This is a genomic window from Aquabacterium sp. (genome assembly GCF_014378415.1).
Lineage (GTDB): Bacteria > Pseudomonadota > Gammaproteobacteria > Burkholderiales > Burkholderiaceae_C > Aquabacterium.
Genome location: NZ_JACMNS010000129.1, coordinates 1 through 10,096, shown reverse-complemented (window position 1 = coordinate 10,096; position 10,096 = coordinate 1). Strand labels below are relative to the sequence as shown.

The 10,096-nt window shown below is 62.6% G+C and carries 11 protein-coding genes and 1 pseudogene; 6 read left to right on the top strand and 6 right to left on the bottom strand.

Translation table 11 applies throughout. The features are described 5' to 3' along the window. The first annotated feature begins 370 nt into the window (after positions 1 to 370). On the top strand, positions 371 to 1,594 hold the full coding sequence (locus H7225_RS12120) for an SAM-dependent methyltransferase (RefSeq protein ID WP_290662140.1): 1,224 nt from the start codon (positions 371 to 373) through the stop codon (positions 1,592 to 1,594). Here the strand turns inward: H7225_RS12120 and H7225_RS12115 are convergent. From H7225_RS12115 to H7225_RS12105, 3 genes are all read right to left on the bottom strand, one after another. After that, complete coding sequence (locus H7225_RS12115; protein WP_290662138.1) at positions 1,578 to 1,829, bottom strand: hypothetical protein; 252 nt, start codon at positions 1,827 to 1,829, stop codon at positions 1,578 to 1,580. The two genes, H7225_RS12120 and H7225_RS12115, sit on opposite strands and share 17 nt — an antisense overlap. A gap of 142 nt (positions 1,830 to 1,971) precedes the next feature. Further along, complete coding sequence (locus H7225_RS12110; protein WP_290662136.1) at positions 1,972 to 2,316, bottom strand: hypothetical protein; 345 nt, start codon at positions 2,314 to 2,316, stop codon at positions 1,972 to 1,974. A gap of 117 nt (positions 2,317 to 2,433) precedes the next feature. Beyond that, the gene (locus tag H7225_RS12105) at positions 2,434 to 2,628 is read right to left on the bottom strand and encodes a hypothetical protein (protein WP_230179315.1); all 195 of its coding nucleotides are present in this window, start codon (positions 2,626 to 2,628) and stop codon (positions 2,434 to 2,436) included. Positions 2,629 to 2,747: 119 nt separating this feature from the next. Here H7225_RS12105 and H7225_RS12100 point away from each other — a divergent pair, with 119 nt between their 5' ends. The 5 genes from H7225_RS12100 (at position 2,748) to gloA (ending at position 7,854) form a co-directional block, all read left to right on the top strand. Further along, positions 2,748 to 4,547 (top strand): ABC transporter ATP-binding protein/permease, encoded by a 1,800-nt coding sequence (locus H7225_RS12100; RefSeq protein ID WP_290662133.1) that lies wholly within the window; start codon positions 2,748 to 2,750, stop codon positions 4,545 to 4,547. A 93-nt stretch (positions 4,548 to 4,640) separates the two neighbouring features. Beyond that, the gene (locus H7225_RS12095) at positions 4,641 to 5,096 is read left to right on the top strand and encodes a RidA family protein (protein ID WP_290662131.1); all 456 of its coding nucleotides are present in this window, start codon (positions 4,641 to 4,643) and stop codon (positions 5,094 to 5,096) included. 3 nt (positions 5,097 to 5,099) lie between these two features. Continuing rightward, complete coding sequence (locus tag H7225_RS12090; RefSeq protein ID WP_290662130.1) at positions 5,100 to 5,600, top strand: disulfide bond formation protein B; 501 nt, start codon at positions 5,100 to 5,102, stop codon at positions 5,598 to 5,600. Between the two features lie 19 nt (positions 5,601 to 5,619). Then, positions 5,620 to 7,443, top strand: coding sequence for a chorismate-binding protein (locus H7225_RS12085; protein WP_290662128.1), 1,824 nt, complete (start codon positions 5,620 to 5,622; stop codon positions 7,441 to 7,443). Between the two features lie 3 nt (positions 7,444 to 7,446). Further along, positions 7,447 to 7,854, top strand: coding sequence for a lactoylglutathione lyase (gene gloA, locus H7225_RS12080; protein ID WP_290662126.1), 408 nt, complete (start codon positions 7,447 to 7,449; stop codon positions 7,852 to 7,854). A 12-nt stretch (positions 7,855 to 7,866) separates the two neighbouring features. On the opposite strand, the gene aroC is transcribed toward gloA, so the two are convergent. From aroC to H7225_RS12065, 3 genes and pseudogenes are all read right to left on the bottom strand, one after another. Further along, positions 7,867 to 8,970 (bottom strand): chorismate synthase, encoded by a 1,104-nt coding sequence (aroC, locus tag H7225_RS12075; protein WP_290662124.1) that lies wholly within the window; start codon positions 8,968 to 8,970, stop codon positions 7,867 to 7,869. A 124-nt stretch (positions 8,971 to 9,094) separates the two neighbouring features. Continuing rightward, positions 9,095 to 9,562 carry a CBS domain-containing protein gene (locus tag H7225_RS12070; protein ID WP_290662122.1) on the bottom strand — a complete coding sequence of 156 codons (468 nt, stop codon included), beginning with the start codon at positions 9,560 to 9,562 and terminating at the stop codon, positions 9,095 to 9,097. Positions 9,563 to 9,712: 150 nt separating this feature from the next. Then, positions 9,713 to 10,096 (bottom strand): annotated as a pseudogene (locus tag H7225_RS12065) (hypothetical protein); the annotation flags it as partial.

The following is a 10,096-nucleotide window of genomic DNA, read 5'->3' as shown; positions in this document are numbered from 1 at the left end:
GTCAAAGCACGCGATGAGCATGGGCCCCCTTGCAGCCACAGGCACAGTTGGAACACACTGGAACGGCGGTCATTGATGGGATTTCCATCAACCGCAAGGCACACCGGGTAACGGTGGCTCGAACGGGTGCAATGCTTGCCTTACCGCAAGCTGGCAGGGTGAATCTGCCAGCATCACGCCGTCGGTGAGACGGCTCCCCTGATCGTCTGGGGGACATGACCGGCCAGGACTCACCCCGGCAGGTAAGACGGCCCGATGGTGGTCGTCGAACTCAAGAGCCCGGCGTTTTTTGAACGACCGGGCTTTTGCTTTGGGGCAAATGCAATCGACAATCCTTGCCTTGCCCCGTTTCCAGCCAAAGGCGCTTTGCATGCCCACCCCGCACGATCAATTTTTCAGCTTGGTGCACGAGCACCTGAACCAGCAGACGCTGGTCAAATTGGTGCTGGGCAACTACCTCGGCCCGATCACCGACCTGGTCCGCGTACAGGTGCGTCCGGTGACGATCAAGGGGCAAGCTTGCCTGTCTTTCGTCCACCGCCATCAGACCAAGGACATCATCAAGAACCTGCCCGTGGACGAAGGCCTCAAAGCGCTGCAAAGCATGGTTGGCCAGGAGTTCAGAAACGCCCACCTGCTGACACCGAGCGAGGAAATCCAATTGGCCATCAGCAAGAAAGGCAAGGCCACGCTGCGTTTTGGCAAGAGCGAGAACAACGAATCCACCAGCCAGGAACACAACCGCCAGAAAGAACGCCTGTTGGCACTGGACCGCCCTTTCCTGACTGCCTTGGGCGTGACCGATGCCAAGCAGACCCTGATCCCGGCCATGTCACGCAAATGGAAGCAGATCAACAAGTTCATCGAGGTGTTCAGCAGTGCCCTGGCTTCGTCCCAACTGGCGAAGTCGCCAAACATTCACGTGGTGGACTTTGGCTCAGGCAAGGGCTACCTGACCTTTGCCATCCACGACTACCTGGCCAACAGCCTGGCCCTGAATGCGCAGGTGACGGGCGTTGATTTGAAGCAGGACATGGTTGAGCTGGGCAACACGGCCGCCAGCAAGCTGGGCCTCCAAGGCCTGCGTTTTGACCATGGCGACGTGCGCAACTACCAGGCGGGCACCGTGAACGTGATGATTGCGCTGCACGCCTGCGACATCGCCACCGATTACGCCATTCACATGGGCATCCGCACCGGGGCCGACATAGTCATGTGTTCGCCATGCTGCCACAAACAGATCCGACCACAGTTGCTGAGCCCGCACCCGCTCAGGCCCATCCTGCAGCATGGCGTGCACCTGGGGCAGGAGGCGGAAATGCTGACCGATGGCCTTCGTGCGCTACTGCTGGAAGCCTGCGGTTACGACACACAGGTCTTTGAATTCATCTCGCTGGAGCACACTAACAAGAACAAGATGATCCTGGCGACCAAGCGTGCTTCAGGCGCACCCGACAAGGCGGCTGAAACGTTGGCGCAGATTCAGGACATCAAAAGCTTTTATCAAATCCAGGAACATTGCCTGGAGAGCTTGCTGAAGGCTGAGGGAAGGTTGCCCTCAGCCTCTTCTGCAAAGACTACGCATTCGGTGTAGCCCGTTTGGCCAGCGCTGCACCACCGCGCAGGCCGAGTGCCGTGCAAACCGCCACCACCGCCACCGTGACCACGATGCCCACCCATTGAGGTGCGCCAACGGCCGTCAAAGGTGCATCGACCAAGCCCACGCCCACCGGCAAACCGACCAGAAAACCGGCGATGACGCCCAGTTTTTCGTAGCCCAGGCCTTTGCGTTCGGCTTCTACGTCGTACTTCAATCTGTGTTGCGCCATGATTCACCCCAAAAAATGTTGCGATGCAACAATCCTACATGAACACGACTCGTTATGAACGTAAACCCTAGGTAACAGTGTGTTGCTCGTCCGAAACCACCTCAGGCAGGGGGACAACACGTTGTTTTTCGGACGAGTTGATTCAAGCAGCTTCGGCTCGCTGATTGGCCATCCAGCGGTGCAAATTGACTTTACGTCCGCTTTGCAAATCGCTGGCCTCCACGATCCTGCTGATCTTCAAGACGCATTCGCGGCCCAAGGCATCGCACCACACGGTCAGGCGCCGCAGGTCGGTGTGCAGGGTGATGACCCGGACGATGGATCGGCGCAGTACACCGCTTTCCTCGATGTACATGACCTTCCAGTAGAAAGGTCCGGGATCTCGCCGAAACGGGGCCGGCGCACTGGGTTTGAACAGGGCACGGCCCAGGCCATCCATGAAGGCAAACATGCCCATCGCGGTCATTGGGTTGGAATTCAGCCTCATCGCACTCTCCTGCACACGTCATGTGTGATGCAGCAATCGTAGCCAGACGCTGCGCACTTGAAGCCCCCACAAAGGGCGAGTAGGCGATGCGAAGTTAGGGGGATTTGACGAGCTCAGTCAGTCCCTGATGCCCAGGCTGCGCCAACTCGCCACTTCGCGCTCGGCGGCGTCTTCGGGGCCCAGGCTGGGGGAGTCGCACCAGATGTCGGCGGCCAACTGCTCGGCCTCGTCAGGGCTCAGGCTGGGCCTGAAGGCCCGCAACTCGGCTGAGCAGCGGTCAATCCAGGCGTCACGCTCGTCATCATCATTCATGGTGATACATCGTGTGAGCACTCGCGCAGTGCTGGTCGTATTCAGTCTAGCCTGAAGGCTTGCCATTGGGCCAAGAATCTGCCCGGGGTTGGGCTTCAAGCACAATCGCTTCGCACAACGTGCGCAAGGAGCTTGAATTGGATTGGAGTCAAGAGCTGGCCGCCAGCCTGGTGTGGTTGGCCCAGGCGTTCGCACTCACCAGCCTAGGCTTCGTGGCCGTGGGTTTTCTCGTCACGCGCAGCACGCATTGGGGACGTCAGTTTCTGCGCTTGGGCTGGCCCTACCTGACGCCTCGGCGCAGTTGGAAGCCCACGCTCACCGTGGCCTTGATTCTGTTCCTGGCGATGTTCTCCGTGCGCATGAACGTGCTGTTCTCGCTTTGGTACAACGGCTTTTACAGCGCCTTGCAGGCCCTGGACCAAAAGGCCTTCTGGTTCTTCCTGGGCATCTTCAGCATCCTGGCCGCCGTGCACGTGCTCAGGGTGCTGCTCAGCGCCTACGTCAACCAGGTCTTCGACATCGACTGGCGCACCTGGTTGAACGAACGACTCACCAAGGATTGGCTGGAGGGCGGCGCCTATTACCGCGGCCACTTCCTGAACGAACCGGTGGACAACCCCGACCAGCGCATCCAGCAAGACATCACCACCTTCGTCGCGTCGTCCCGCAAGCTGTCGATTGGCACGGCCGATGCCGTGGTGTCGCTGGTGGCCTTCACCGGCATGTTGTGGGGCTTGTCGGGCGCCCTGGCCATCATGGGGGTGGAGGTGCCGCGCGCCATGGTGTTCCTGGTGTACATCTATGTGATCGTGGTCACGGTGATCGCTTTCAAGCTGGGCCGCCCGCTGATCAGCTTGAACTTCCTGAACGAACGCTTGATCGCCAACTTCAGATACGCCCTCATGCGCTTGCGCGAGAACGCCGAGAACATCGCCTTTTACCAAGGCGCGCGCGTGGAACGCGCCACCCTGATGAACCGCTTCGCGGCCGTCATCGCCAATGTGTGGGCACTGCTGTTCCGGGGCCTGAAGTTCGACGGCTTCAACCTGGCCGCCAACCAGTTGGCCGTGGTGTTTCCCTTCATCTTGCAGGCGCCGCGTTTTTTCAGCGGCGCCATCAAGCTGGGTGACGTGATGCAAACCTCGCAGGCCTTTGGCCAGGTACAAGACGCGCTGTCGTTCTTCCGCATGTCGTACGACGAGTTCGCGCAGTACCGCGCGGCCCTGGACCGCTTGACCGGCTTCATGGACGCCAATCAGCAAGCACGCGCCCTGCCCAGCATCCAGCTCAAGGACCGTGATGACGCCTTGGTGATCGAAGGCGTGGGCGTGTCACGGCCCGACGGCCACCCCTTGGTGCACGGCTTGAGCCTCACCTTGCAGCCAGGCCAAAGCATGCTGATCAAAGGCCCATCGGGCAGCGGCAAGACCACGTTACTGCGCACGCTGGCCGGGCTTTGGCCGCATGCCCAGGGCTCGGTCGACAGGCCCATGGGTACGCACGCCTTGTTCCTTTCGCAACGACCTTACCTGCCCCTGGGCAATTTGCGCAGTGCGCTCATCTACCCTGCCCTGGTGCTGGACGACGCCCTCATCAACGACGCTTTGATCAAAGTGCAATTAGGCCATTTGCAGGCCCACCTGGACGAGCCGGCCGACTGGTCCAACATCCTGTCCCTGGGCGAGCAGCAACGCCTGGCTTTTGCGCGCGTACTGCTGAACCAGCCCCGCATTGCGTTCCTGGATGAAGCCACTTCGGCCACCGACGAAGGCTTGGAGCACGCGCTGTACACCTTGCTGCGAAAAGAGTTGCCGCAGTGCATGTTGGTGAGCGTGGGGCACCGAAGCACACTCGATGGTTTTCACACCCACCGATTGGTCCTGAGCCAAGGTGGCCAATGGGCCTTCACCCCGGCATGACACGGGGGGCGGTGTAGGATCATGACCAAGCTTTGACCTGCTGTTTTTGCCCGCTGTCGGCGGGCTGTCCTCCATCCTTGATTTGTTGCCACCATGTCCATCCAAGACCGCCTCATCGCCCTGGGCATCACGCTGCCCCCCGTGGCCGTGCCCGCCGCCTCTTACCTGCCCTTCATGCGCACGGGCAACCTGGTGTTTTTGTCGGGTCACATTGCCAAAAAAGATGGGCACGTGTGGGTCGGCCAGTTGGGCAAAACGATGAGCACTGCCGAAGGCCAGGAGGCCGCACGCGCCGTGGCCATTGACCTGATGGGCACGCTGCAGGCGGCCGCAGGCGGCCTGGACAAGGTGGTGCGCATCGTCAAGGTCATGAGCCTGGTCAACAGCAGCCCTGATTTCACCGAGCACCACCTGGTCACCAACGGCTGCTCCGAACTGATCGCCCAGGTGTTTGGCGAAACCGGCCGGCATGCTCGCAGCGCTTTTGGCGTGGCGCAGATTCCGCTGGGCGCCTGCGTCGAGATCGAACTCATCGCCGAAGTGGCCTGATCAATGCGTTCGCTCAATCTCCGCTCCGCCCCATCAGGTCGCCCTCAGCTGGCAATGATCGCTCTGGTCTGCCTGGCCGCCGTGGGCTTTGCCCTGTTCGCCCAGTACCAACTGGACATGCAGCCGTGCCCCTGGTGCATCCTGCAGCGCGTGCTGTTCCTGCTGATCGCGATCCTGGCCGGGCTGGGTGCCTTGATCGGTGGCCGTGTGCTCACATCGCTGTCCTCGTTGTTGATCGTGCCTGCAGCAGCCTCGGGTGCCGCCTCGGCCTGGTACCAGCACTTCGTGGCCGCCAAGACGGTGTCGTGCAACCTGACCTTGGCGGATCGCATTGTCTCCAGCCTGCACTTGGACACCGCACTGCCCGCCGCCTTTGAGGTGCGCGCATCGTGCGCCGACGCGGCATCCAAGCTGATCGGTGTGCCTTTCGAGTTCTGGAGCCTGGCGCTGTTCGTGGCGCTGGGCATGGCAGGCCTGTGGTGTGCCAGGCGCGCCCGCGGCTGAACCTTATTACCTCGCTGGCATGAGCATCAGTGCGGCGCCTTCGCCACTGCCCGTGGCCTTGCTTGACCTTCCCGCCGCGCAGGGTGGCCGCCAACGGCACGCCTTTGGCCCCGCCTTGACGTGGCTGGTGGCCACTGACCTGGCCCAAGTGCGCAGCGTCATCGACGCGGCCCACGAGCACGCCCGGCAAGGCCGCTGGTGCGTGGGCTGGGTGGCCTATGAAGCGGCCCCGGCGTTTGACGACCATTTGCCGGTTTGCCCGCCCGAGCCCGACCAAGCACTGGCCATGTTCGCCGTGTTCGACCAGGCCCTGCCCTGGCCAACAACCACTCATCGGGGTGCCTGGCAAACCACGCCATGGCAATCCAACTTGAGCGCCCACGCCTTCACCGCGCAGGTCGAGGCCATCCATGAGTTGATCCGGGCCGGTGAGGTGTACCAGATCAACCTGACCACGCCGCTGAGCAGCCAGCTTGAGCCTAAGGCGCCAGAAACCGCGCTCCAGTACTTCCATGCCCTGCACCGCAGCCAGCCCGATGGCTACGCGGTTTACCTCGACACCGCCGGGCAGCCATCCACCACGGGCCTCAGCCATGTGCTCAGCGTGTCGCCCGAGCTGTTCTTCCATTGGCGCGGCGACCAGATCACCACGCGCCCCATGAAGGGGACTGCGGCGCGGGGCACCACGCCCCATGAAGACGCCGCCGCCGCCCGGCACCTGCAAACCAGCGACAAGGAGCGCGCCGAGAACCTGATGATCGTCGACCTGCTGCGCAACGACCTGTCACGCATTGCGCAGGTGGGCTCGGTGCAGGTGCCTTCGCTGTTCGACGTGCAGGCCTTGCCCACGGTGTGGCAGATGACCTCGACCGTGCAGGCTCGCACGCGCGTAGGGCTACGGCTGTCCGATGTGTTCGCTGCGCTGTTCCCATGCGGATCGATCACGGGCGCGCCCAAGCGGCGCGCCATGCATCACATCGCAGCGTTGGAAGACGCGCCGCGCGGCGTTTACTGCGGCGCCGTGGGCTTGATGGCGCCGGGCGGTGAAGTGACGTTCAACGTGCCCATCCGCACGGTGGTGCTGCGGTCCGGCTCGCAGCCCGGCTGGGATGCCCGCTGCGGCATTGGCAGCGGCATCACCCTGGACGCCACGGCCGAGGCCGAGGCCAGTGAATGGCGGCACAAGCAGGCCTTCCTGAGGCGAGCCGCCCAACCTTTTGAATTGCTGGAATCGCTGCGGCTGGAGGATGGACACATCCCCAGGCTGGAAGCCCACCTTCAACGACTGACGCGCACAGCCCGGCATTTTGGTTTTCCACTGGACGCCGAAATAGTCCGTCGAGCCTTGACCCAACGGGCCCAGGCACACCCTCACGGCATCCACAAGGTCCGCCTGCTGCTGGACGCCCAAGGTCAGGCGACTTGTGAATCCAGCCCGTTGGCGACCACGGCCCTGCCCATCCGGGTGGCCTTGGCCGCCCACGCCATGCCCGTGGCAGATGAGTTCATCGCCCACAAGACCACGCAGCGCAGCGCCTACGCAGCCTTCAGTCCACCGCCAGGCTGCTTCGACACCCTGCTGTGGAACGCCCAAGGCGAAATCACCGAGTTCACCATCGGCAATGTGGCCGTGAAGCTCGCGGGCCTGTGGCTCACCCCGCCGTTGTCGGCCGGACTGCTTCCGGGCGTGATGCGCGAAACGCTGCTGGCCGAAGGGCATTTGCGCGAACGCACCATCACAGTGAACGAGTTGCGCCAAGCCGAGGGCATCGCCCTGATCAACAGTGTTCGCGGCTGGATGGACGCCGAACTGATGCCCACCTCATTACCTGCCGGAGATTGAACAATGCGCTTTCTGCACACCATGCTGCGGGTCACCAACCTGCAACGCTCGATTGATTTTTACACCCAGGTGCTGGGCATGACCCTGCTGCGCACCACCGACCGGCCCGACCAGCAATACAGCTTGTCTTTCCTGGCCTTTGGCGGCGGCAACCCCGATCAAGCCGAGCTGGAGCTGACCTACAACTACGGCGTCGAAAAATATGAGCTGGGCACGGCCTATGGCCACATCGCCATCGGCGTCGATGACATCGTGGCCACCTGCCAGGCGGTGCGCGACAAGGCCGTGGCACTGGGTGGCGCCATCACGCGCGAGCCGGGCCCGGTCAAAGGCGGCAACACGGTGATCGCGTTCATCACCGATCCTGATGGCTACAAGATCGAGTTGATCGAGCGCGGCATCATCGACTGATTCAAGCCGACGTCAAGCAGGCCGCTGCGCCGCGATCTGCGGCGTGCTCACGACCACATCACCACACTGCGCGCGGTGCATCAAGGCATGGTCAATCAACACCAGGGCCAGCATGGCCTCGGCAATCGGCGTGGCGCGGATGCCCACGCAGGGGTCGTGGCGGCCAAAGGTTTCCACCGTGGCGGGCTGGCCCTCCAGATCAATGGACTGGCGCGGCACGCGGATCGAGCTGGTCGGCTTGATGGCGACCGACACGCGCAGATCCTGCCCGGTGGAAATGCCCCCCAGCACGCCGCCCGCGTGGTTTGAGCCAAAGCCTTCGGGCGTCAGTTCGTCGCCATGCTCGCTGCCCTTCTGGGCCACCACGCCAAAGCCATCGCCGATCTCGACGCCCTTGACGGCGTTGATGCCCATCATGGCGTAGGCGATGTCGGCATCCAGTTTGTCGAACAACGGTGCACCCAGGCCGACGGGCACGTTGGTGGCTTCGACCGTCAGGCGGGCGCCGCAGGAGTCGCCCTCTTTGCGCAGGGCGTCCATGTAGTCTTCCAGCGCCTGGATCTGGCTGGTGTTGGGCGCGAAGAAGGGGTTTTGGTGCACGTGCTCCCAGCCCTCGAAGGCGATGGGCATGTTGCCCAACTGGGTCATGCAGCCGCGGAATTCGGTGCCGTATTGCTCGCGCAACCACTTCTTGGCCACGGCACCGGCCGCCACCATGGGCGCTGTCAGGCGGGCCGATGAACGGCCACCACCGCGCGGATCGCGCAGGCCGTATTTGTGCCAGTAGGTGTAGTCGGCATGGCCAGGGCGGAAGGTCTGCAGGATGTTGCCGTAGTCCTTGCTGCGCTGATCGGTGTTGCGGATCAACAGGGCGATGGGTGCGCCGGTGGTCTTGCCCTCAAAGACGCCGCTGAGGATTTCGACCGCGTCGGGCTCGTTGCGCTGGGTGACATGGCGGGAGGTGCCGGGGCGGCGGCGGTCCAGTTCGGGCTGGATGTCGGCCTCGGACAGGGTCATGCCGGGGGGGCATCCGTCGATCACGCAGCCGATGGCGGGGCCATGCGACTCGCCGAAATTGGTGACGGAAAACAAAAGTCCGAGGGTGCTGCCAGCCATTGCGCGAACCAGGTAATTGCGAAAAACGCGAGACCTCCATTGTCCCCCATGACGACAACGCCCGGGCAAAGCCGGGCGTTTGAGCGAAAGCGCGGTGCGACTTCCTGTGGATTGGGCGGCTCGGTCAGAGCAAAGCCTGCCGCTCGCCCGCCTCTTCTTCAACCGGCCAGTCGCGGATGTAGGCCTTGAGCATGCGATTTTCGAAATCCTGGCTGTCGACCACGGCCTTGGCCACGTCGTAGAACGACATCACGCCCATCAGGGTTTTTTGCGTCATGACCGGCATGTAGCGGGCATGGCGGCTGAGCATCATGCGGCGCACTTCGTCGATCTCGGTGTCGGGGGTGCAGGTAAGCGGGTGGTCGTCCATCACCGAGCGCACGCGGGTGTCGCCCATGCTGCCGCCGTTGCGCACCACGGCCTGGATCACCTCTCGGAAGGTCAGCATGCCAACCACATCACCGTGCTCCATCACCACCAGGGATCCGATGTCGAACTGGGCCATCGTGTTGACCGCTTCAGACAGGGGCTGTTCAGGTTGCACGGTGTAAAGCGTGCTGCCTTTGACTCGCAGGATGTCGCTGACTTTCATGGTCGGTCTCCTCTTGTTAAGGGATTGCACATATGCGCCTGACACTGTTAAGTCATATTGCCGCAATTTGTGGCAAACGCCAATGGGTGATCAGGCTCAAATCCGGGCAAATTCTGGGCATTGGGAGCGTAAACCGTGGCTGAATGCGCATCAGACGCCAGGCTGGCGGGGGTTCACCCTGACTTGGCCCGCAGGGTGTTGCGTCAAGGATTGACGCAGGGTCAACTCGTCCAGTTTGGCGGCAGCCCAGAATCCATCGGTGAAGCCATCGGGCTTGAGCAAAAGGCGTCCGACCAGTGGCGCCATGACCGTCTGGTCGGGATCGCACAGCAGCACGAAACGGCCTCCGCCTTGCGCATCGGGCTCGTCCAGCCGCGCCACCCAATCCAGCTCGACCAGGGTTTCCAAAATGGGCTCGATCTGCAGCGGATCGGTGCGCAACAAGGCCGCCAGGGCCTCGGCGGAGTGGCCTTTTTGCTGCTCATGCTGCACCGAGGACAAAGCCTTGAGCAGCGCCAAAGCCAGCTGGAATCG

Excerpts from the sequence above, each read along its gene's own strand:
- H7225_RS12105 (WP_230179315.1), bottom strand. The coding sequence starts at position 2,628 with ATGAATGATGATGACGAGCGTGACGCCTGGATTGACCGCTGCTCAGCC.
- aroC (WP_290662124.1), bottom strand. The coding sequence starts at position 8,970 with ATGGCTGGCAGCACCCTCGGACTTTTGTTTTCCGTCACCAATTTCGGC.
- H7225_RS12095 (WP_290662131.1), top strand. The coding sequence starts at position 4,641 with ATGTCCATCCAAGACCGCCTCATCGCCCTGGGCATCACGCTGCCCCCC.
- H7225_RS12070 (WP_290662122.1), bottom strand. The coding sequence starts at position 9,562 with ATGAAAGTCAGCGACATCCTGCGAGTCAAAGGCAGCACGCTTTACACC.
- H7225_RS12120 (WP_290662140.1), top strand. The coding sequence starts at position 371 with ATGCCCACCCCGCACGATCAATTTTTCAGCTTGGTGCACGAGCACCTG.
- H7225_RS12090 (WP_290662130.1), top strand. The coding sequence starts at position 5,100 with ATGCGTTCGCTCAATCTCCGCTCCGCCCCATCAGGTCGCCCTCAGCTG.
- H7225_RS12115 (WP_290662138.1), bottom strand. The coding sequence starts at position 1,829 with ATGGCGCAACACAGATTGAAGTACGACGTAGAAGCCGAACGCAAAGGC.
- gloA (WP_290662126.1), top strand. The coding sequence starts at position 7,447 with ATGCGCTTTCTGCACACCATGCTGCGGGTCACCAACCTGCAACGCTCG.
- H7225_RS12110 (WP_290662136.1), bottom strand. The coding sequence starts at position 2,316 with ATGAGGCTGAATTCCAACCCAATGACCGCGATGGGCATGTTTGCCTTC.
- H7225_RS12085 (WP_290662128.1), top strand. The coding sequence starts at position 5,620 with ATGAGCATCAGTGCGGCGCCTTCGCCACTGCCCGTGGCCTTGCTTGAC.